The sequence below is a fragment of the Halomonas sp. SH5A2 genome, from assembly GCF_014263395.1.
In the GTDB taxonomy this organism is placed as follows: Bacteria; Pseudomonadota; Gammaproteobacteria; order Pseudomonadales; family Halomonadaceae; genus Vreelandella.
Genome location: NZ_CP058321.1, coordinates 3391421 through 3414233, shown reverse-complemented (window position 1 = coordinate 3414233; position 22813 = coordinate 3391421). Strand labels below are relative to the sequence as shown.

General features: G+C 59.2%; 17 protein-coding genes and 1 pseudogene. 16 read left to right on the top strand and 2 right to left on the bottom strand.

The genetic code is table 11. The features are described from left to right. Positions 1 to 10 precede the first annotated feature (10 nt). On the bottom strand, positions 11 to 1297 hold the full coding sequence (locus HXW73_RS15780) for an aromatic ring-hydroxylating oxygenase subunit alpha (protein WP_186253983.1): 1287 nt from the start codon (positions 1295 to 1297) through the stop codon (positions 11 to 13). Between the two features lie 362 nt (positions 1298 to 1659). Between HXW73_RS15780 and HXW73_RS15775 the strand changes: the two genes are divergently transcribed. From HXW73_RS15775 to hutC, 10 genes are all read left to right on the top strand, one after another. Further along, positions 1660 to 2766 carry a hybrid-cluster NAD(P)-dependent oxidoreductase gene (locus tag HXW73_RS15775; protein WP_186253982.1) on the top strand — a complete coding sequence of 369 codons (1107 nt, stop codon included), beginning with the start codon at positions 1660 to 1662 and terminating at the stop codon, positions 2764 to 2766. A 25-nt stretch (positions 2767 to 2791) separates the two neighbouring features. After that, positions 2792 to 3826 (top strand): GlxA family transcriptional regulator, encoded by a 1035-nt coding sequence (locus HXW73_RS15770; protein ID WP_186253981.1) that lies wholly within the window; start codon positions 2792 to 2794, stop codon positions 3824 to 3826. Between the two features lie 232 nt (positions 3827 to 4058). Next, positions 4059 to 5360, top strand: a complete 1302-nt coding sequence (glyA, locus tag HXW73_RS15765) for a serine hydroxymethyltransferase (RefSeq protein WP_186253980.1) — start codon at positions 4059 to 4061, stop codon at positions 5358 to 5360. Positions 5361 to 5385: 25 nt separating this feature from the next. Further along, entirely contained in the window at positions 5386 to 6636 is a 1251-nt protein-coding gene (locus HXW73_RS15760) for a sarcosine oxidase subunit beta family protein (RefSeq protein WP_186253979.1), read from the top strand. 14 nt (positions 6637 to 6650) lie between these two features. Beyond that, positions 6651 to 7040, top strand: a complete 390-nt coding sequence (locus tag HXW73_RS15755; RefSeq protein ID WP_186253978.1) for a sarcosine oxidase subunit delta — start codon at positions 6651 to 6653, stop codon at positions 7038 to 7040. Continuing rightward, on the top strand, positions 7037 to 10075 hold the full coding sequence (locus tag HXW73_RS15750; RefSeq protein WP_186253977.1) for a sarcosine oxidase subunit alpha family protein: 3039 nt from the start codon (positions 7037 to 7039) through the stop codon (positions 10073 to 10075). The genes HXW73_RS15755 and HXW73_RS15750 overlap by 4 nt, the downstream gene beginning before the upstream one ends. Then, on the top strand, positions 10068 to 10730 hold the full coding sequence (locus HXW73_RS15745; RefSeq protein WP_186253976.1) for a sarcosine oxidase subunit gamma: 663 nt from the start codon (positions 10068 to 10070) through the stop codon (positions 10728 to 10730). Before HXW73_RS15750 ends, HXW73_RS15745 begins: the two co-directional genes overlap by 8 nt. A gap of 60 nt (positions 10731 to 10790) precedes the next feature. Further along, a complete protein-coding gene (gene purU / locus HXW73_RS15740) occupies positions 10791 to 11657 on the top strand; it encodes a formyltetrahydrofolate deformylase (protein ID WP_186253975.1) in 867 nt (288 codons plus the stop codon). A 36-nt stretch (positions 11658 to 11693) separates the two neighbouring features. Further along, complete coding sequence (locus HXW73_RS15735) at positions 11694 to 13073, top strand: L-serine ammonia-lyase (protein WP_186253974.1); 1380 nt, start codon at positions 11694 to 11696, stop codon at positions 13071 to 13073. 80 nt (positions 13074 to 13153) lie between these two features. Further along, complete coding sequence (gene hutC / locus HXW73_RS15730; protein WP_186253973.1) at positions 13154 to 13870, top strand: histidine utilization repressor; 717 nt, start codon at positions 13154 to 13156, stop codon at positions 13868 to 13870. Between the two features lie 47 nt (positions 13871 to 13917). On the opposite strand, the gene HXW73_RS15725 is transcribed toward hutC, so the two are convergent. Continuing rightward, positions 13918 to 15234 (bottom strand): YjiH family protein, encoded by a 1317-nt coding sequence (locus tag HXW73_RS15725; RefSeq protein WP_186253972.1) that lies wholly within the window; start codon positions 15232 to 15234, stop codon positions 13918 to 13920. A gap of 310 nt (positions 15235 to 15544) precedes the next feature. Between HXW73_RS15725 and hutI the strand changes: the two genes are divergently transcribed. The 6 genes and pseudogenes from hutI to HXW73_RS15695 form a co-directional block, all read left to right on the top strand. After that, on the top strand, positions 15545 to 16759 hold the full coding sequence (gene hutI, locus HXW73_RS15720) for an imidazolonepropionase (protein ID WP_186253971.1): 1215 nt from the start codon (positions 15545 to 15547) through the stop codon (positions 16757 to 16759). After that, complete coding sequence (hutG, locus tag HXW73_RS15715; protein ID WP_186253970.1) at positions 16749 to 17711, top strand: formimidoylglutamase; 963 nt, start codon at positions 16749 to 16751, stop codon at positions 17709 to 17711. The genes hutI and hutG overlap by 11 nt, the downstream gene beginning before the upstream one ends. A gap of 54 nt (positions 17712 to 17765) precedes the next feature. Continuing rightward, entirely contained in the window at positions 17766 to 19460 is a 1695-nt protein-coding gene (gene hutU, locus HXW73_RS15710; RefSeq protein WP_186253969.1) for a urocanate hydratase, read from the top strand. Between the two features lie 14 nt (positions 19461 to 19474). Then, positions 19475 to 21010, top strand: a complete 1536-nt coding sequence (gene hutH, locus HXW73_RS15705) for a histidine ammonia-lyase (RefSeq protein WP_186253968.1) — start codon at positions 19475 to 19477, stop codon at positions 21008 to 21010. Positions 21011 to 21086: 76 nt separating this feature from the next. Next, on the top strand, positions 21087 to 22433 hold the full coding sequence (locus HXW73_RS15700; protein ID WP_186253967.1) for a Na+/H+ antiporter family protein: 1347 nt from the start codon (positions 21087 to 21089) through the stop codon (positions 22431 to 22433). A 57-nt stretch (positions 22434 to 22490) separates the two neighbouring features. Further along, positions 22491 to 22775, top strand: a pseudogene (locus HXW73_RS15695) (L-serine ammonia-lyase, iron-sulfur-dependent, subunit alpha); the annotation flags it as partial. Positions 22776 to 22813: the final 38 nt, after the last annotated feature.

Below are 22813 nucleotides of genomic sequence, written 5' to 3'. Positions count from 1 at the left end.
TGGGCTAAATTTACCCCTGGGCTAACTGCAACGTAGGCGTATCGTATCCCAGGTTTTCGAGCATCCGGTTGGCATACCAGTCGACAAAGTCGATAACCCCGAACTCATAGGTTTCGGAGTAAGGCCCGGGTTGATACGCCTTGGAGTTGATGCCGCGCTGGTTTTCTTCGGCGAGTTGACGGTCCTGGTCGTTGGTTGCGTCCCACACCCGGCGAAGCTGGTCGGGGTCGTAGTCGACGCCTTCTGCGGCATCCTTGTGAACCAGCCACTTGGTGGTCACCAGGGTTTTCTGTGGGCCAAGGGGTAGCACACGGAAAACGATGGCGTGGTCACCCATGAAATGGTTCCACGAGTTGGGCAGGTGCAGGATGCGTAGCGACCCCATGTCGGGGTTGGGTAAGCGCCCCATCAGCTTATCGCAGCCGGGTTTACCATCCATCGTCATCGATACAATGCCATCCAGCATGGGGGTCCGCGTCATGCGGTTACGCTGGCCAAAGCGCTGCAACTGGTAGGGGACTTGCTCGCGATCCCAATCTGCCTGCTTGCGCGCCACCAGCGCCTTGTAGGCGGGCGTTGCGCGGGGGTCGTCGGTGTCATCAAATTCCTGCAATGAGTTCAGCAGCTCAGGGTGAGCCCCGTTGCAGTGATAGCACTCGCGGTTGTTTTCAATCACCAGCTTCCAGTTGGCTTGCTCGACGATGCTGGACTCCGTGGCGACCTTGACGTTGTCCATCTGGTACGGCTCAAGGTAATGCTCAAGCGTTCCCAGAAACTCGTCCATGGCGGGCGGTTCATCGCTTAAATTGATAAAGATGAAGCCACCCGCAGTGCGCACATTGACCGGCTTGAGACCAAATTGATCAAGCTTGAAGTCGCTGCCCATATCGCTCCCGGCGAACAGCAAACGTCCATCAAGCTCGTAGGTCCACTGGTGGTAGGGGCAAACCAGTTTTGCCACCTTGCCCTTGTCCTTTGTGCAAAGCCGCGAACCGCGGTGGCGGCAGACATTGTGAAACGCATGAATCGTGCCTTCACTACCGCGCACGATGACGATCGGATTATCACCGATGTCCAGTGTCATGAAGTTACCCTTGGTCGGTACCTCACATGTCATGCCTGCGAACAGCCACTCTTTCTCGAAAATCTCCTGCATATCAAGGGCGAACAGGCGGGCGTCGTTATAAAACGGCTGCGGAAGCGAAAAGGTACGCTCTCTTGTCTGCAGCATCTCGGCCGTTGACTCACGAGCCGCAGCAAGTGGGTCGTCCATTATATTCAACACACATTTTTCCATACCAGTATCCTCGTAAACCACTGCTTCCCCCTCAAGGGCTGCGAGTCGGCCGTTAGTCAAGATTGCTCAATCTTGTTGTTCTGTGCGTAACCTGGCGTTTTGCTCATACCCGACCTGAATCACGTGACTGATTGTGTGTCAGGCGCGTGCCTGCCAGTTATCCAGCCGCGACATCAGGTGATGTAGCGACGACTAAAAAAGCAGTTTGTAAGTGCTAAAAAGTGGCACGAGGTAAGTGCGCGTCGCTGTCAGGTAAGTCGGTTGGCAGGCGCGTCCCCAAAATGCAGCTCAAAGGTGCTGGCCCTATGACGGATACGGGCCGGTGAGGCATAGCGATGAAGGCTGGTCAGGCAGAGGCGACAATGACAACTAACTACTTTAATCCGGTCACGACCCAAACCTGGACCAACGGTCGACATCAGGTACGTTGCGTGAAGGTGATTCAGGAAACCCAGGATGTACGCACGTTCTGTTTTATGGCTGAGCAGCCTGTGCTGTTCTTCTTCAAGCCGGGGCAGTTCGTGACGCTGGAGCTCGAGATCGACAATGAGTCGGTCATGCGCTCTTACACGATCTCCAGTTCGCCCTCCATTCCTTACAGCTTTTCGATCACCGTCAAGCAGATTCCGGGGGGGAAGGTCTCCAATTGGCTGCATGCCAATTTAAAGGTCGGCGACGAGCTTGTCGTGCATGGGCCGGTGGGCGATTTCAACTCGATCGATTTTCCTGCTGAAAAAGTGCTGTTTCTTTCGGGTGGCGTTGGCATTACCCCGTTGATGTCGATGACGCGCTGGCTTTTCGATACCAACGCCGCTGTGGATGTGGAATTCGTGCATAGCGCGCGAGCACCGCGCGATGTGATTTATCACCGTGAACTGGTGCATATGTTTTCGCGCATCCCTGAGTTCAAGCTGCATATCATTTGCGAGAGCAAAGAGGATATCGGTGAAGCCTGGGCGGGCTACCGTGGCTACCTTACCCAGCCGCTGTTCGAGCTGATGGTGCCGGACTTCATGGAGAGGGAGATCTTTTGTTGCGGTCCTCCCCCTTACATGAATGCCATCAAGAACATCCTTCGTGCCAACAACTTTGACATGAATCACTACCACGAAGAGCTATTTGGCGCCACGCCGCTCGACGTTCGTGAGGATGTGCGTGAGTTGGCCGAGCAGGCAGAGGTCGAAGCCGAAAATGTCGATAGCAGTGACTTGCACAGTATCGAATTCGCGTCTTCAGGAAAAAGTGTTCGTATCCAGCCTGGCGAGACCGTGCATTCGGCCGCCGCGAAACTGGGTCTGCATATTCCCAAGGCCTGCGGTATGGGGATTTGCGGCACCTGCCGAGTAGAGCTCAAGTCGGGTGAAGTGGAAATGGAGCATAACGGGGGGATTACCGAAGAGGACATTGAAGATGGCTACATTCTGTCTTGCTGCAGCCGTCCGAAGGGCAACTTAATCGTGGACTTCTAATGGCACATGATGGGTGTATTCGCTAATGACGACGCTATTGAATAAGCCACTGGCCATTGGATTTGTGCTTTTACACCGCTTTACGCTCTTTCCTTTCGCCGCCTTCGTCGACTGCCTGCGCCTGGCGGCCGATGAAGGTGATCGGAGCCGCCAGTTGCGTTGCCACTGGAGTTTCATGACCAGTGGCGGGCAGGCGGCGCTCTCCAGTTGTGGTGCGACCATCTCGCCCTGCGAGACGTTTCGCGACCCCGGTGAGTTTGACTACATCGTGGTGATCGGTGGCGTCCAGGAGGAAAAGGACGCCACGGATAGCGCCGCCCTCGCTTACCTTCGCCAGGCGGCCAGTGTTGGTGTGCCATTGATTGGCGTGTGTACAGGCGTATTCGCCCTGATCCAAGCCGGGTTAATGACGGGGCGTCGCTGCTGTATCAGCTGGTATCACCATCGAGACATGCATCACCGTTTTCCTGATACGGAACCCGTTGCGGATCGTTTGTTCATCGACGATGGCGACAGGATTACCTGTGCAGGAGGGGCCGCAGCGGCGGATCTGGCCGGCTACCTGGTAGAAAAACATCTGGGAAAAGCGTGGGCGATGAAAAGCCTGAATATCATGCTGCTTGATGAGGCCCGAAAAGGCGCCCACCCCCAACCGCAACCCGTCGTATTCGGCAAGGTTGACGATCGACTGGTACGCCGAGCCATCGCGGTGCTTGAGCAACACCTCGGGGAGATCATCTCGATGGATGAGCTGGCAGGGCGGGTGGGCACCTCCCGCCGCAACCTTGAGCGCCGATTCAGTGACGTACTGGGCGTTGGCCCGCAGAAATTCGCACGGGATCTGCGCCTTCGTTACGGTGCCTGGCTACTGCATTACACAGGCAAAAGTATCACCGAGATAGGTGAGCGCTGCGGCTTCGCGGATACGGCCCATTTCTCACGTCATTTCCGTAGTGCCTTTAGCATGACACCGTCGGAAATGCGCAAACGTGCTAGCTCGCCGGGCAATGATCAGGTTGATCCTTTCTTCCTTCATATTGATGGTCGGATGGCGGTCTGAAGTGGCGTAGTCAGGCTTCCTTGGAAACCTCCTAAAACCGTTTTTCGAACAATGGGTTGCTGTTTCTTGTTCCAGGCGTTCATGAAATATGTCGCATTTGTTCAATTTATTTCTGCGAGCTTTGCGTATTAATAGTAGACAGCTAACGCACTGGCATGCCCGGCTCGACCGGCTGTCAATTCAGCAACCAGATCGTCCATGTCGCAGCTGCCGATAACAACAGGAGATGTTTATGAACCCTTCCACACTTGCCAACTTCGATTCCCAGATTTCGGCGGCCATCGCTGATGAGGTAGCGCGTCAGGAAGCGCATATCGAACTGATTGCCTCCGAGAACTATGCTAGCCGGGCAGTGATCGAGGCGCAGGGCACGGTGCTCACCAATAAATACGCCGAGGGCTACCCGGGTAAGCGCTACTACGGTGGCTGCGAACATGTGGATGTGGTCGAGCAGCTGGCGATCAGTCGTGCCTGCGACCTGTTTGGTGCTGAGTATGCCAATGTTCAGCCGCACTCCGGCGCCCAGGCCAACGCGGCGGTTTTCATGGCGCTCATCAAGCCCGGCGATACGGTATTGGGCATGAGCCTGGCCCATGGGGGGCACTTGACCCACGGTGCCGCCCCCAATTTTTCCGGTAAGCATTACCATGCCGTGCAGTACGGCCTGATTCCGGAAACTGGCGAAATCGACTACGCAGAAGTTGAGCGCCTGGCGCGTGAACATCAGCCAAAAATGATCATTGCCGGCTTCTCGGCATACTCGCGGGTCGTCGATTGGCGCCGTTTCCGCACCATCGCCGATGAAGTTGGTGCCTGGCTGATGGTCGACATGGCGCATGTCGCTGGCCTGGTGGCCGCCGGTCACTATCCAAGCCCGGTTCCCTACGCCCATGTTGTCACGACGACCACGCATAAAACCCTGCGTGGCCCGAGGGGCGGGCTGATTCTTTCCGATCACGGCGACGCCGCGCTGTATAAAAAGCTCAATGGCGCCGTCTTTCCGGGCCAGCAGGGTGGTCCGTTAATGCACGTGATCGCCGCTAAAGCAGTCGCGTTCAAAGAGGCGATGAGCCAGGACTTTGTGCAGTACCAGCAGCGCGTGATCAACAACGCGCGTGCCATGGCGAATGTGTTCATGGAGCGTGGTTTTGATGTGATCTCCGGCGGTACCGATGATCACCTCTTCCTGCTGTCGCTGATCAAGCAGGGCGTCACCGGCAAGGACGCGGATGCGGCCCTGGGCCGGGCGCATATCACCGTCAATAAAAACGCCGTGCCCAACGACCCGGAAAGCCCCTTCGTTACCTCGGGGCTGCGTATCGGCACACCCGCCGCGACATCGCGTGGTTTCGATGAAGCGGAATGTGCGGAATTGGCCGGCTGGATCTGCGACATCCTCGATGTGCTTGCCGAGCGCGGCAACACCGACGCCGTGGAGAGCGAGGTGCGTGACAAGGTCGCCGCACTGTGCGAGCGCCATCCGGTTTATGGCGAGAGCCGCGAACCTCAAGTAGCGGCCGAAACAGCGCTGTAACGCCATTACGAATCAGGAGAGAACCATGCAACGTTATTCAGGGTTCGGGCTGGCCAAGCACGCGCTGAGCCATCATGAAAACTGGGAGCGCCAGTGGCGTAACCCCACCCCCAAGAAGCAGTACGACGTGGTGATCGTCGGCGGTGGCGGCCACGGCCTGGCCACGGCCTACTACCTTGCCAAGGAGCACGGTATTACCAATGTCGCCGTGGTCGAGAAAGGTTGGCTGGGTGGCGGTAATACCGCGCGTAACACCACCATCGTACGTTCCAACTATTTGTGGGATGAGTCGGCGGCACTCTACGAACACTCCATGAAGCTGTGGGAAGGGCTATCCCAGGACCTCAACTACAACGTGATGTTCTCCCAGCGTGGGGTGATGAACCTGGCCCATACGCTGCAGGATATGCGCGATGTGCAGCGCCGGGTCAACGCCAACCGCTTGAACGGTATCGACAGCGAGGTACTCACGCCAGAGCAGATCCAGGCCATCGTGCCGGTGATGGATTGCTCGAAAAATGCGCGTTACCCCATTCTGGGCGCCTCATGGCAGCCGAGGGCTGGCGTGGCGCGCCATGATGCGGTGGCCTGGGGCTTTGCCCGTGCGGCGGATGCGCTGGGCGTGGATATTCTGCAGAACACCGAGGTGACCGGCTTCAAGATACGCGATGGCCGCATCTATGGCGTGCATACCAATCGCGGTGATATCGAAGCGAAAACCGTGGGCTGCGTGGCCGCGGGCAATTCGGGCGTATTGGCCAAGATGGCGGGCTTCAGGCTGCCATTGGAGTCTCACCCGTTGCAGGCATTGGTGTCTGAACCGCTCAAGCCGGTGCTGGATACAGTGGTCATGTCCAACCATGTGCACGGCTATATCAGCCAGACCGACAAGGGCGACCTGGTCATCGGTGCGGGTATCGACGGCTATAACGGTTACGGGCAACGTGGTAGCTACCCCACCGTCGAGCACACCCTACAAGCGGTGATCGAGATGTTCCCCATCTTTTCGCGCGTGCGCATGAACCGCCAATGGGGCGGCATTGTGGATACCTGCCCGGATGCGTGCCCGATCCTTTCCGCCACACCTGTGAAGGGATTGTTCTTCAACTGTGGCTGGGGCACCGGGGGCTTCAAGGCCACGCCGGGATCAGGCCATGTCTTTGCCTGGACGTTGGCTAAAAACCAGGCGCATCCCATTGCGGCGCCGTTCTCGATCAATCGCTTTCACACCGGTGCGCTGGTGGATGAGCACGGCGCCGCAGGCGTGGCCCACTAAACGGAGTCAGTACCATGTTGCATATTTACTGCCCTTATTGCGAAGAGCTCCGCGAAGAAGAGGAGTTTCATCCCAAGGGCCAGGCGCATATCACCCGACCAGCAGATCCCGACGCCTGTAGCGATAAAGAGTGGGGTGACTATCTGTTTTTCCGTGATAACCCGCGCGGTATCCACCATGAAATGTGGGTGCACGCCGTCGGATGTCGCAAGTTCTTCAATGTCACGCGTAACACGGTGAGCTACGAGATTCTTGAGACCTATCCGATGGGCGAGCAGCCGACCATCACCGCTGATACGCCCGATGTTCGTCATGAGCAGGGTGTCCAGACGGCCGATAGCGGCTGGCAGACCGTCGGCGCTCAACCCGAAAGCAAGACGTTGAACGAGGAGGCCTCGTCATGACCCAGACCAATCGTGTTCGCGAAGGGGGACGTATAGATCGCGCCCAAACGCTGAGTTTTACCTTCAACGGCAAGCAATACCAGGGCCATGCCGGAGACACCTTGGCCTCGGCGCTGCTCGCCAACGGGGTGAACATCGTCAACCGCAGCTTCAAGTATTCACGGCCGCGGGGAATTGTGGCTGCCGGGGCTGAAGAGCCCAATGCATTGGTCCAGCTAGGCAGCACCGAGGCCGCCCAGGTGCCCAACGTGCGGGCCACGCAACAGGCACTTTTTGATGGCCTGGTGGCGCGCAGTACCAACGGCTGGCCGACCGCACAACGCGACATGATGAGCTTTGTGGGCAAGCTCGGTGGGCGCTTCATGCCGCCGGGGTTCTACTACAAGACGTTCATGGCGCCTGCCTCCATGTGGATGACTTACGAGAAGGTCATTCGTAAAGGGGCGGGGCTCGGCCGCAGCCCGATGGAGCGCGATCCGGATCATTACGATCACCTCAACCAGCATTGCGACCTGTTGGTCGTGGGGGCTGGCCCATCAGGGTTGTCCGCGGCGCTGACCGCGGCGCGTAGTGGTGCGCGTGTGATCCTGTGCGATGAACAGGAGGAAATGGGCGGTTCGCTACTCGATAGTCGCGAACGGCTCGATGGCCAACCGGCCCATCACTGGGTCGAGCGCGTCGTTGGCGAGCTTGCCCAGATGGCGAACGTTACGCTGCTGCCGCGCACCACGGCGAATGGTTACCACGACCACCATTTTGTCACCCTGCATGAGCGGCGCACCGAACACCTTGGCGAGACGGCGCCGCTCATCGATGGGCAGCGGCCGAGCCGTTCGCGCATGCACCGCGTGCGGGCCGGACAAGTGCTGCTAGCGACAGGCGCCCATGAGCGGCCTCTGGTTTATGGCAATAACGATGTGCCGGGCAACATGACCGCTGGCGCGGTGTCCACTTACATCCGTCGCTATGGGGTGGTCCCGGGCAACAAGCTGGTGCTTTCAACCACCAACGATTACGCCTATCGCGCGGCCCTCGACTGGCTTGATGCCGGCCGTGAGGTGGTCGCCATCGTCGATGCTCGCAAGGCCCCGGAGGGTGACCTAGTCGAACAGGCCCGGGTGCGCGGTGTGCGTATTATCGAAGGCGCCGCCGTGCTGGAAGCGAAGGGAAGCGACCGGGTGACCGGCGCTCGCGTCGCCACCATCGATGCAGACGCCTTCAAGGTGACCGGCCCGTCTGACACCTTGTCGTGTGACACCATTGCCAGCTCCGGCGGCTATAGTCCCGCTATCCACCTGGCGTCTCATACCGGGGCGCGGCCGACCTGGAACGATGAAATTCTCGGTTTTGTGCCCAGCCTTGTTAAAGGCGTGCATGCTGCGGGCAGTGTACGTGGCTTTCATCAGCTCGGGGATGGCCTGGCAAATGGCTGTTCAGCAGCGGCTGAGGCGCTATCGGCGCTTGGCTTTTCGGTAACCCCTGTCGAGCTGCCACAGGTCAACACTTACCGGCAGGGGAAAGCCTGCGCGCTGTACCAGGTGCCCCATGAAAAGCCGACCCTGCGCGGCCCCAAGCAGTTCGTGGATATGCAGAACGACGTAACGGCGGCAGCGATCGAGCTTGCGACGCGCGAAGGGTTTGAATCCATCGAGCACGTCAAGCGCTACACCGCGATGGGCTTTGGCACCGACCAAGGCAAGCTTGGCAATATCAACGGAATGGCGATTGCGGCGCGCTGCCTGGGTAAAACAATCCCTGAAGTGGGTACCACCGTGTTCCGGCCCAATTATACGCCGGTGACGTTTGGCGCCATTGTAGGCCGTCACTGCCGTGATCTGTTTGATCCCGAGCGCTATACCGCCATGCACCAGTGGCATGTCGAACAGGGCGCCGAGTTTGAAGAGGTGGGGCAGTGGAAACGCCCCTGGTATTTCCCGAGAACCGTCAATGGCAAGACTGAATCGATGCACGATGCAGTGGCCAGAGAGTGCCTGGCGGTACGCCAGGGGGTCGGTATTCTGGATGCCTCGACCCTCGGCAAGATCGATATCCAAGGCCCGGATGCCCGCGAGTTCCTGGGGCGTATTTACACCAACAAATGGGCCAAGCTAGCGCCTGGGCGGGTACGTTACGGCCTGATGTGCAAAGACGACGGCATGCTGATGGATGACGGCACCACCAGCTGCCTGGGGGAGAACCACTTCCTGATGACCACCACCACCGGCGGTGCGGCAGGTGTAATGGAGTGGCTGGAGCTGTGGCATCAAACCGAATGGCCCGACTTGCAGGTGTATTTCAATTCGGTGACCGACCACTGGGCGACGATCACGGTCACCGGGCCTGAGGCACGCAAACTGCTTGCCGAGATCACCGATATCGACCTGGATCGCGAGACGTTCAAATTTATGGACTGGCGCGAAGGCACGGTTGCCGATGTTCCCGCCCGTGTCTTCCGTATCTCCTTCACGGGTGAGTTGTCCTTCGAGATCAATGTGCAAGCCAACTATGCGCTGCATGTCTGGAAGACGCTTTTCGCACACGGTGAAAAATACGATCTGACCCCCTATGGCACCGAGACCATGCATGTGCTCCGGGCCGAGAAAGGCCTGATCATTGCAGGTCAGGAGACCGATGGCTCGGTCACTCCAGAAGACCTCGGTATGCAGTGGGCGGTGGGCTACGACAAGCCCTTCCCGTGGGTCGGCAAGCGAGCGCTAACCCGTTCGGATACGCGGCGCGTGGATCGCAAGCAGATGGTCGGCCTCAAGCCCAAGGACCCCTCGGTGGTGCTGGAAGAGGGCGCACAGATTGTGTTCGACCCGGATCATGCCATCCCGATGCCGATGATGGGGCATGTAACCTCAAGCTATTACAGCCCGATACTCGAAAGCGGTTTTGCACTGGCGGTGGTCAAAGGCGGGCATCAGCGTATGGGCGAGATCGTCTATTTGCCGATGGTCGATGGCAAGACCCATGCCGCCGAAATCGTCAGCCCCGTCTTTTACGACCCCAAGGGAGAGCGCCAGAATGTCTGAACATACGTCTGCAAACACGCTAACCGGCACCAATATGTACGATGTTCGCCCTACCGCCGAGGTGCTGACGCAGTCCCCGTTGGCCTGGTCGTACCAGCGCACGGGGCGTCCTGGCGTTTCGCAGCGCAGCCGCGTGGTGATCCGTGAGCGCGCCATGTTAGGCCATGTGATGCTGCGCGGCGGTGCCATCGTGCTTGATGAAGCGGTTCGGCAAGTGCTCGGCTTTGGCCTGCCGGCACGCCCCAATACCCTCAGCCAGGATCAAAGCGGCGAACGCTCTGCCCAGTGGCTCTCGCCGGACGAATGGCTTGTGATTGTCCCTGGTGGCGAAGAGTTTTCCCTGGAAGCAAAGCTGCGCGAAGCGCTGGGCGATGCCCACTATGCCATCGTCAACGTAAGCGGCGGGCAGACGTTGCTTGAGCTTGAAGGCGAGGCCGCCACTGAGCTGCTGATGAAGTCGACGCCCTACGATGTGCATCCGGCGGGTTTCCCTGTGGGCAAGGGCGTTACCACGATCTTTGCCAAGAGTAACCTGATCCTGCGTCGCCCTGCCGAGGACCGTTGGGAGCTGGTGTTGCGCCGCAGCTTCGCCGATTACCTGTATCGCTGGCTGCTGGATGCGGGCCAAGAGTATGCCATCGGCGTCGAGGACTGATGAGTAGAGGCCGGCAAATGTCGGCCTCCACTCTTTCTTCACTGGGGGGGGAGACCTGCTATGCAAGACAAAAATAACCGTTGGATATTGGCGGCTCAGTGTACGAGTAGGCTTGGCACGGTCGATGTTGTCACACGATTTTTAAAAGAGCAGCGGTGTTACATCACCGAGCAGCAGTCGTTTGACGACCGACTCAGTGAACGCTTTTTCATCCGCACGGAGTTCCGGCCGGAAGACGAGACCTTCGATGCCGATGCCTTTCAGTCGGCGTTCGCCGAACGGGCTGCTGACTTCGAGATGCGTTTCGAGCTGACGGCACCCGAGACGCGGATACCCGTCGTGATCATGGTGTCCAAGGCAGATCACTGTCTCAATGATCTGCTCTACCGTTACCGCATTGGCCAGTTGCCCATCGATATCCGCGCGATTGTGTCCAATCATCCGGATTTGGCACCCCTGGCGGAATGGCATGGTATTCCTTACCGCCACTTGCCGATTACCCCGCAAACCAAACCGGAACAGGAGGCGCAGGTCTGGGACGAAATAGAGGCCGCCGGGGCTGAGCTGGTCATCCTCGCGCGCTATATGCAGGTGCTCTCAAGCGGCATGTGCCAAAAGCTGGCGGGGAAGGCGATCAATATTCATCATTCGCTGCTGCCCGGCTTCAAAGGGGCCCGCCCTTATCACCAAGCCTACGAGAAGGGGGTCAAACTAGTGGGGGCGACGGCTCACTATATTAACGATGACCTCGATGAAGGGCCTATCATTACCCAAGGGATTGAGCCCGTCAGCCATACCGACTACCCGGAAGACCTAGTGGCGAAGGGCCGGGATGTCGAGTGCTTGACGCTTGCTCGAGCCGTCACCTTGCATGTGGAGCGACGTGTCTTCCTGCATGCCAATCGCACCGTGGTTTTTGACCGCTAGTCGTATAATGACAATATCTCTGTAAGGTAGACAAGCATGTCAATCAGTGTTTTCGATCTCTTCAAGATCGGCATCGGGCCATCGAGCTCACATACTGTCGGCCCGATGCGGGCCGCTTTTGACTTCATCGGCGAACTTGGGGCAAGTGGGCTGTTGAACGAAGTGACCCGCGTTGAAGTTCACCTCTTCGGCTCTCTCTCCGCTACGGGGGTGGGTCACGGCACGGATCACGCCGTCATCATGGGGCTGATGGGGAAAAGGCCGGACGAAATCGACCCGGATGTTATTGGCCCCTCGATCAGCGCGTTAAAAGCCTCTGAGGTGCTGCTCCTGAACAGCCAGTTCAGCGTGCCTTTTCAGTGGCAGCGAGACATGCAGCTGTTCGAAGAAAGCCTGCCGCATCACCCCAATGCCATGCGGCTGATCGCCCATGGGCAAAACGGCGAGCTGTACCGCAATACCTACTACTCGGTCGGTGGTGGTTTTGTGGTGGATCAGGCCCAGGCAGAGCAAGGCCAGTTGGACAGCGATACTACGCCGCTTCCCTATGATTTTCATACCGCCGCCGACTTATTAACCATGTGCCAGGCAAGCGGCTTGCGGATCAGCGAGTTGATGCTCGAAAACGAGCGTGCCTGGCGCAGCGAAGCCGAGATACGCAAGGGGCTTTGCGATATCTGGGAGGCGATGAAAGCCTGTGTGAACAAAGGGCTCGAGGCCGAAGGCGTGTTGCCCGGCGGGCTGAATGTTCGTCGGCGTGCGCGTTTGCTGCATCAAAGATTGCAGGCGGTGGATGAAAATCCGTCAGTGATTACCACGACGATGTCGGCGATGGATTGGGTCAACCTCTATGCACTAGCGGTCAATGAAGAGAACGCCGCAGGTGGCCGCATGGTGACGGCGCCGACCAATGGTGCCGCGGGTATCATCCCGGCGGTATTGCACTACTACATGCATTTTCGCGAAGGCGCCAGCGAACGAGACGTCGTCGACTTCCTGCTGGCGGCAGGTGCCGTGGGCATTCTGTGCAAGAAAAACGCCTCTATCTCAGGTGCCGAAGTGGGCTGCCAAGGGGAGGTCGGCTCCGCCTGCGCGATGGCCGCTGCCGGCCTTGCGGAGCTGATGGGCGGCAGTGTCGCGCAGGTTGAAAACGCCGCTGAAATCGGCCTGGAGCATAACCTGGGGCTGACCTGTGACCCTGTGGGCGGTTTGGTCCAGGTGCCCTGCATCGAGCGCAACGCCATCGCGTCCATAAAAGCCATCAACGCCGCACAGATGGCGCTCCGGGGTGATGGTGAGCACTTCATTTCGCTGGATAAAGTGATCCGCACCATGCGCGATACCGGCGCTGATATGCAGGATAAATACAAGGAAACCTCGAAAGGCGGGCTGGCGGTTAATACGATCGAGTGTTGAGAGGCCAGGGGGTGCCTCTAAGTGACGGGGGCGGGTACACTTATCCATGTATAGACATTTCCCGCTCCCGAGGATGACTCATGGTCAGCACACCGCCTCTCTACCAGCAGATACAAAAGCATCTGCTGGACAAGATCAACAGCAGCGAATGGCCGCCACATCACCAGATCCCGCCGGAGGAGCAGCTGGCGCGTGACTTTAATGTCAGCCGCATGACCGCCAATAAAGCGATCCGTGATTTGGTGCAGAAGGGGTATCTGACCCGCCAGCCGGGGCTGGGCACCTTCGTGACCGACCGCAAGGCGGAGTCGTCGCTGATCGAAGTGTACAACATCGCCGAGGAGGTGCGTTCACGGGGGCATCGCTACGGCAACCGCGTGTTAACCTGCGAAGCCATTGAGGCCGACGACGAGGTGGCGTTGCGACTTGGGGTCAGGCTTGGCAGCCGGGTCTTTCATACCTTGATCGTGCATCTGGAGGATGAGGTGCCGATCCAACTGGAGAAGCGCTACGTCAATCCCCGCTGGGTGCCCGACTATCTCGATGCCGACTTCACTGTTCACACGCCCAACGAGGTGTTGGTGGCCGCATGCCCCATCACCGATGTTGAACATATCGTCGAAGCGCTCCTGCCCGATGCACAGGCTGCCGAATGGCTTAGTATTGATACGGTCAGCCCGTGTCTCAGCATGATTCGGCGCACCTGGTCTGGCGAGCAACTGATCAGCTATGCGCGTCTGCTCCATCCTGGGGAGCGGTATAAGCTGCGTTCATCAATGCATCGAGAACTGAGCTGACCCCGCGGGTAGCCAGGACCAACGCCAATGCGAGCTTGACGGTGGACTCAGCCAGTTAGTGCCTGCACCAGATAACCTGTGGGAACCGCTAGCAACAGGCTCAGCGCCACGCGGATGAACCACACGATCAGCATCCTTCCCACCGTCAGCGGGATGCTAGTGGAAAGAATGCAGGGGATGGAGGCCGAGAAGAACAGCACGGCGGAGACCGACACCACTCCCGCGGCGAAGCGTGCGGCGAACTCGGCCTCAGCCATCAACAGCGCCGGTAGGAACATCTCGGCAAGCCCCGCGGCAGAGGCCTGGGCCAGAACTGCGGCATCCTCCAACCCCCACACGGCCACGAATGGGTAGAACACCCAGCCCAGCCATTCGAACAGCGGCGTGTACTTGGCAGCCAACAACCCTAGCAGGCCCACCGACATGATCGAGGGCAGGATGCTGATTGCCATCACCAACCCTTCCTTGAAATTAAGCGCCACGCTGCGATGCAGGCTTGGTGCTTTGGCTGCCACCTCCAGCCCGACCTGCCAGGCGGTAGCCAGCCGCTTACCGGGTTCGGCCTTCGGTTCGCCCTCCTCGACGCTGTCATCCATGCGCGAAAGCGGCGGGAGGCGGACGGTGACCGCGGTGACGATGAAGGTGATCAGAAGTGTCAGCCAGAAGTAGAGATTCCACACCGCCATCAAGTCGAGGGTCTTGGCGACGATGATCATGAAGGTGGCCGAGACTGTGGAAAAGCCGGTGGCGATGATAGCCGCTTCACGGGCGGAGTATTGTCCCGCCTGGTAGACCCGGTTGGTGATCAGCAGTCCGATGGAGTAACTGCCGACGAAAGAGGCAACCGCGTCGATGGCACTGCGCCCCGGCGTTCGCCAGATGGGGCGCATCACCGGTTGGATCAGTACGCCGATCAGCTCCAGTAGTCCGAAGCTGATCAGCAGGGCCAGGAAGATGGCGCCGATGGGCACGATCAGACCTACTGGAATTACCAGCTTGTCGAACAGAAAAGGCAGTATGTCGGGCTCGTGTAGGAAGGCGGGGCCCCAGCCAGTCAGCGCCATCAGTGCCGCGATGACCCCGAGCAGTTTTAGCCCTGTGAAGATACGTTCGGTGAGACTACGGTTCCAGTAACCCTGGACCAGCGGGTAGACGGCACCCGCCACGATCAGCGTCAGCGCATAGAGTCCGCTGGCATCACCCAACAGGCTGCGGGCGCCGGTCACCATGTGATCGAGCAGAATAGTGCTGTGCCCTTTGATCTCGACCGGAACGAAGAAGATCAAGATACCCAGGGCGCTGGGCAGGAAGAGCTTGAGGATGCTGCTGGCTCGCTGTCCGGGGCTGTCGCTCGGGGATTGCATGGCACACCTCTTGATGTGTGATGGCAGGAGTAAGCGTTCTGCTTGATAATGTATATACATAATTTACGCTCGAGCTCCTGTCTAAGCCAATCCTTTTAATTAGACATTAGTCTAATTAAGGAGTGTATTTGCTCGTCTTTTTTCTCTGAATTTATTTTTCAAATGCTTGAAAAATATGATTTAAATTTATTTTTATCAGTGTTTTTACCCAACAAATAAAAACTTTAAATGATGCACAAGGGGTGACTCGGGACGCCTTCAGGGCTAACCTATTTGTATATACATATTGTGCCTTGTTCGAGGAGGTTTCATGTCTAGCACCGAGAAGTGCCGTCTGTGGCGCGATGTCAGTGTCTTCGACGGTCTGCGCACCCTGGCGGAGCCCATGGCCGTGATCACTCAAGGCGGCCGCATTGAGTCGCTGGTCGCCATGCGCAATTTCGCTGAGCATCAGGCTGAAGGCTGCGAGGAGATGGGGCGCGGCGGAGTCATGACTCCAGGCTTGGTGGATTGCCACACGCATCTGGTATTTGGCGGCTCCCGCGCGGATGAGTTTGAGGCGCGCCTGGAGGGGGTTAGCTACGAAGAGATCGCCCGCCGGGGAGGCGGCATCATTAGCACTGTGTTGGCCACCCGCGATGCGAGTGAAGAGGCGTTGTTCGAACTGGCTAAGCCCCGCCTTGACGCACTCATTGCCGATGGTGTCACCACTGTTGAGATCAAGTCCGGCTATGGCCTGACGGTCGAAGACGAACTGAAGATGCTGCGAGTGGCGCGCCGCCTCGGTGAGGCGTTGCCGGTGCGTGTGGTGACGACACTGCTCGGCGCACATGCGCTGCCGCCGGAATTCAAGAATGACAGCGACGGTTACATCGACTTGGTGTGCCAGGAAATGATCCCGGCTGCAGCAAAGGAAGGCTTGGCCGATGCCGTTGATGTGTTCTGCGAGAAGATCGCCTTCTCGGTGGCCCAATGCGAGCGGGTGTTCGAGGCGGCCGAGGCCCATGGCCTGCCGATCAAGGCCCATGCCGAGCAACTCTCCAATCTGGGCGGCACCGCCATGGCGGCCCGCCACGGAGCGCTCTCCGCCGACCATATCGAATATCTCGATCAGGCTGGGATTGCTGCCATGCGCCAGGCCGGTAGCGTTGCCGTGATCCTGCCGGGGGCTTTCCATACTTTGCGTGAGACCCAGCAGCCGCCCATCGCAGCACTGCGCGAGGCCGGCGTGCCCATGGCCGTGGCCACCGACGCTAATCCGGGCAGCTCGCCGTTGTTCATGCCGACCCTGATGCTAAACCTGGCCTGCACCCTTTTCCGCCTGACGCCTCAAGAAGCCCTGGCCGGCATGACCGCCCATGGCGCTTCCGCTCTCGGGCTCAAGGGAGAGGGGCGGATCGAGGAGGGTGCCCGCGCCGACCTGTGTGTCTGGGACATCGACACTCCGGCTGCGCTGGCCTATGCCGTCCAACCAGGGCGCCTGCGTCAGCGCCTGTTCCAGGGAGAACTGACACATGCCATCTGAGACTCCGCTCGATAACGCTACCGACATGACGCCCTGGCAAGGGCGCACCGATCCCGAGCCCCACAGCGAGCGCTGGCACCAAAAGGTTCAGCCACTGACTGAAAGTGGTACCCCGGGCTGTGCGTTGCTGGGCTTTGCTTGCGATGCGGGCGTGGTGCGCAACCAGGGCCGTGTGGGTGCTGCCGAGGGACCCGCCGCGTTGCGCCAGGCACTAGCCCCGCTGGCTTGGCACCGTCGTGGTCCTGCCTATGACGCCGGTGACGTGCGCTGTAAAGGCGACGCCATGGAAGATGCTCAGCAGGCTCTGGCTGATCGCTTGACGCCGCTGCTCGACGCAGGCCACCGGCCCATCGTACTGGGCGGCGGCCACGAGATCGCCTATGCCAGCTGGTCGGGGCTCGCTCAACACCTTGCAGGTCGCGGGGAGACCGCGCCGCGAGTCGGCATCATCAACTTCGATGCCCACTTCGATCTGCGCGACCCGGCGCACGTGCGCTCCTCCGGCACGCCGTTCTCGCAGATTGCCGACGACAGTCAACAGCGAGGTTGGCCGTTCCGTTACGCCTGCTTGGGCGTGAGTCGGGCCGCTAATACCCGGGCGCTGTTCAACCGAGCGACCGAACTCGGCGTGCTGGTCCGTGAGGACCGGGACTTCGACGCGCGTTACCTCGATGCCATCCAACGTGACTTGGAACGGTTCATCGCCCGTTGCGACCACCTCTACCTGACCATTGATCTGGACGTGCTGCCTGCCGCCGAGGCCCCGGGGGTGAGTGCACCGGCTGCCCGTGGCGTTTCAATCGCCCTGATCGAGCCGCTGATCGAGCGCATTCGAGACAGCGGCAAACTGCGCCTGGCCGACCTGGCGGAGCTCAACCCTGGTCATGACGTCGATGGCCGCACCGCCAGGGCGGCGGCTCGCCTGGTGCACCTGCTGACCCTGAATGACTAAGCGCTTAAGGCTCAACGATTCTGACAACGAACATCACTCTTAGAGGAAAACACCATGACGATGCACGACAAGCGCCACGACACCTCCCGCAAGATCGCCGCTCCCACCGGTACCGAGCGTAGCTGCAAGAGCTGGCTCACAGAGGCACCGCTGCGCATGTTGATGAACAACCTGCACCCCGACGTGGCCGAGCGGCCCGAGGATCTCGTGGTGTATGGCGGTATCGGCCGCGCCGCCCGTGATTGGGAGTGCTACGACAAGATTGTCGATACCCTAAAGCGCCTGGAAGATACCCAGACGTTACTGGTGCAGTCCGGTAAGCCGGTGGGCGTGTTCGAAACGCATAAAGACGCCCCACGGGTTCTGATCGCCAACTCCAACCTTGTGCCCGCTTGGGCCAATTGGGAGCACTTTAACGAGTTGGATCGTAAAGGCCTGATGATGTATGGGCAGATGACGGCAGGTTCATGGATCTACATCGGCTCTCAAGGCATTGTCCAGGGCACCTACGAAACGTTTGTCGAGGCAGGTCGCCAGCACTTCGATGGCGAACTGAAAGGGCGCTGGATACTTACTGCGGGCCTTGGCGGTATGGGCGGTGCTCAGCCGCTTGCGGCTACCTTGGCTGGTGCCTGTTCGCTCAACATCGAGTGCCAGCAAACCAGCCTCGACTTCCGCCTGCGTACCCGCTATCTGGACGAGCAGGCGGAGGATCTTGACGACGCCCTGGCGCGCATCGAGCGCTATACCGCCGAGGGCAAGGCGATCTCCATCGGCCTATGCGCCAATGCCGCCGATGTGCTTCCGGAACTGGTCAAGCGTTGCGACGCCCGGCGCTGCGTCAAGCCGGATATGGTGACCGACCAGACTAGCGCCCACGACCCGCTGCATGGCTACCTGCCCCAGGGCTGGACCTGGGAGGAATACGTGGCGCGCGGAAAATCCGAGCCACAAGCCACCGTCAAGGCTGCCAAGCAGTCCATGGCAGTGCATGTTCAGGCGATGCTCGACTTCCAGAAGATGGGCGTGCCGACCTTCGACTACGGCAACAACATCCGCCAGATGGCGATGGAGGAGGGTGTCGAGAATGCCTTCGATTTCCCCGGTTTCGTGCCAGCCTACATTCGCCCGCTGTTTTGCCAGGGCATCGGCCCCTTCCGTTGGGCGGCGCTGTCCGGCGACCCGGAGGACATCTACAAGACCGACCAGAAGGTGAAGGAGCTGATTCCCGACGATCCGCACCTGCACAACTGGCTCGACATGGCGCGCGAGCGCATCAGCTTTCAGGGCCTGCCAGCGCGCATCTGCTGGGTGGGTCTCAAGGATCGTGCTCGTCTCGGCCAGGCCTTCAACGAGATGGTCGCCAACGGCGAGCTAAAGGCACCGGTGGTTATTGGTCGTGACCACCTGGACTCTGGCTCGGTGGCCAGTCCCAACCGCGAGACCGAGTCGATGATGGACGGTTCCGACGCTATTTCCGACTGGCCGCTGCTCAATGCCCTGCTCAACACTGCTGGCGGTGCCACTTGGGTCTCACTGCATCACGGCGGTGGTGTGGGCATGGGCTATTCCCAGCATGCCGGGGTGGTGATCGTCGCCGATGGCACCGATGACGCCCACGCCCGTCTGGGCCGCGTGCTACGCAACGACCCGGCGACAGGTGTCATGCGCCACGCCGATGCTGGCTACGAGATCGCTAAAGAGAGTGCCCGCGAGCACGGCCTCGATCTACCGATGCTGGACAAATAACAGGAGATTGACTGATGACCCATCTTGAGATTCAACCCGGCAAGATGACACTGGCGCAGGTGCGTCGGGTTTTTGAGGGCCCTGTGCCGGTTAGCCTGCCGGAAAATGCCAACGCGGATATCCAAAAAAGCGTGGATTGCGTCAACTGCGTGGTCGCCGAGAACCGCACGGTCTATGGCATCAATACAGGATTTGGGCTGTTGGCGCAGACGCGTATAGCCAACGAGGATCTTGAGGCGCTGCAGCGCTCGCTGGTGCTTTCTCATGCCACCGGTGTCGGCGCGCCAATGGATGACGCCCTGGTGCGTCTGATCATGGTACTCAAGGTCAATAGCCTGGCCCGCGGTTTCTCTGGTATTCGTCGCGAAGTCCTTGATGCCCTCATTGCACTCATCAACGCTGAAGTTTACCCGCATATTCCACTTAAGGGTTCAGTGGGGGCTTCTGGTGATCTGGCGCCGTTGGCTCATATGAGCGTGGTGCTGCTTGGCGAAGGTAAGGCGCGCTATCAGGGGGAGTGGCTCTCCGCCAAAGAGGCGTTGAAGGTCGCAGGGCTGGCCCCGATGGAGCTTGCACCCAAGGAGGGCTTGGCGCTGCTCAACGGTACCCAGGTGTCTACCGCCTATGCGCTGCGTGGGCTTTTCGATGCTGAAGATTTGTTTGCTGCGGCTACCGTGTGTGGCTCGCTGACGGTTGAGGCTACCCTTGGATCGCGCTCGCCCTTCGACGCGCGTATTCACGAGGTGCGTGGCCAGCGTGGTCAGATCGACGCCGCGGCAGCCTACCGCCACTTACTCGGCGATGGCAGTGCCATCGGCGACTCTCATGCTGACTGCGACAAAGTTCAAGATCCATACTCCTTGCGCTGCCAGCCACAGGTGATGGGCGCAGCACTGACCCAAATTCGTCATGTTGCCGAGGTGTTGGCAGTCGAAGTCAACGCCGTTTCTGATAACCCGCTGGTGTTTGCTGATAGCGGCGACATCATTTCCGGTGGCAACTTCCACGCCGAACCGGTTGCCATGGCCGCCGATAACCTGGCACTTGCCATCGCTGAGATCGGCTCGCTTACCGAGCGTCGCATCTCGTTGATGATGGACAAGCATATGTCCCAACTGCCGCCTTTTTTGGTTGAAAAAGGCGGTGTTAACTCCGGGTTCATGATTGCCCAAGTAACGGCGGCAGCCCTTGCCAGCGAGAACAAGGCGCTGGCGCATCCACACAGCGTGGACAGTCTGCCAACTTCAGCCAATCAGGAAGACCATGTCTCCATGGCGCCGGCGGCTGGCAAACGGTTATGGGAAATGGCTGACAACGTGCGCGGCATCGTTGCTATTGAATGGCTTTCCGCCTGCCAGGGGCTCGACATGCGTCAAGGCTTAAAGAGTACTGAGACGCTAGAGCAGGCCAGGAAGCTGCTACGCGACCGGGTTAGTCACTACGATCAGGACCGCTTCTTCGCGCCTGACATAGAAGCCGCCAGCGACCTGCTTGCGTCCAGAACGCTGAGTCACCTGTTCTGCCCTGGCATCCTGCCAAGTGAACACTAACTAGCACCTCCCTCCCCGCGGCCAAAAGCTACGGGGATAACCGCATTCAATTCCAACGACAAGAGAAGCTTTTTTTATGAATGCTATCGTTTTGGCCATTTTGGTGATGGTCAGTCTCAGTCTTGCCCGAGTTTCCGTCGTCTTTGCTCTCATCGTCGCGACATTGGTAGGTGGCCTCTATGCCGGCATGCCAATCAACGACATTCTCGATGCCTTTAACGATGGCCTTGGAAACGGTGCCACCGTGGCCCTGGCTTATGCTGTGTTGGGTGCTTTTGCCGTCGCGCTCTCTCGTTCGGGGATTACCGAAGTCATGGCCAACCGTGCTATTCGCCGCTTCCATATCAACGAAACGGGTAGTAGTCGGCGCATGGTGACTTATACCTTGCTGGCCGCTCTGCTGGCCGCTGCGGTCAGCTCTCAGAACCTTATTCCAGTGCATATTGCGTTCATTCCTGTGCTGGTGCCGCCGTTACTGAAGCTGATGAACCATCTGCAACTCGACCGCCGGCTCGTTGCCTGCGTGATTACGTTCGGCATTACCGCCCCCTACATGCTACTGCCAGTAGGGTTTGGCGCTATCTTCCTTAATGACATCCTGCTCACCAATCTCAACGAAAGCGGTGCTGAATTAGGGTTGGAAGTAACACGCCAGATGGTGCCCATGGCCATGGTGATTCCCATCGGTGGCATGGCTATCGGCCTAGCCGTGGCGGCGCTGTTCAGCTATCGCAAGGGGCGTGACTACGAAGATCGTGACCTGGCGCATGGCGAAGAGTCCCCGGTCGAGGCGGCCCAGCACCTCAAGCTCTGGCAGAAGGCGGTACTGGCCATCTCACTCGTTGGCACGGTAGCAGTGCAGTTGTACACCGGTTCGATGGTGCTCGGTGGTATCTTCGGCTTCGCCCTGCTGTCGCTGAGTGGTGTGTTTCGCTGGCACGAGCAGGACGGCATCTTCACCGAAGGCATGCGCATGATGGCCTTGGTGGGCTTTATCATGATTACCGCGGCTGGCTTTGCCAGCGTCATGCAGGCGAGCGGTGAAGTCGAGGCATTGGTGAGTAGCTCCACTGACATCATCGGCGACAACAAGGGGCTGGCGGCGCTGGTCATGCTGTTGGTAGGACTTTTCATCACCATGGGCATCGGTTCGTCATTCTCGACGATCCCCATCATCGCATCTCTCTATGTGCCGCTTGCTCTCAACTTCGGTTTCTCACCTCTGGCGACCGTAGCCTTGGTGGGTACCGCCGCAGCCCTGGGTGACGCTGGTTCCCCGGCATCAGACTCAACGCTAGGCCCAACCGCCGGTCTCAACGCCGACGGTCAGCACGACCACATCTGGGACAGCGTGGTACCGACCTTCATCCACTACAATATCCCGCTCATCATCTTTGGGTGGTTTGCTGCGATGATGCTGTGACGTGACCGTTATGCCCACGTTAGCGGCGACCCCACCTGTTGAGCATGTGCTAGGCAAGCGGCCTGTGCGATGGCCGTTGCCGGCCTTGCGGAGTTGATGGGCGGCAGTGTCGCGCGGGTTGAAAACGCCGCTGAAATCGGCCTGGCGCATAACCTGGGGCTGACCTGTGACCCTGTCGGCGGTTTGGTCCAGGTGCCCTGCATCGAGCGCAACGCCATCGCGTCCATAAAAGCCATCAACGCCGCACAGGTGGCGCTTCGGGGAGATGGTGAGCACTTTATTTCGCTGGATAAAGTGATTCGCACCATGCGCGATAGGGGCGCTGATATGCAGGATAAATAGAAGTAAACCTCGAAAGGCGGGTTGGCGGTTAATACGAT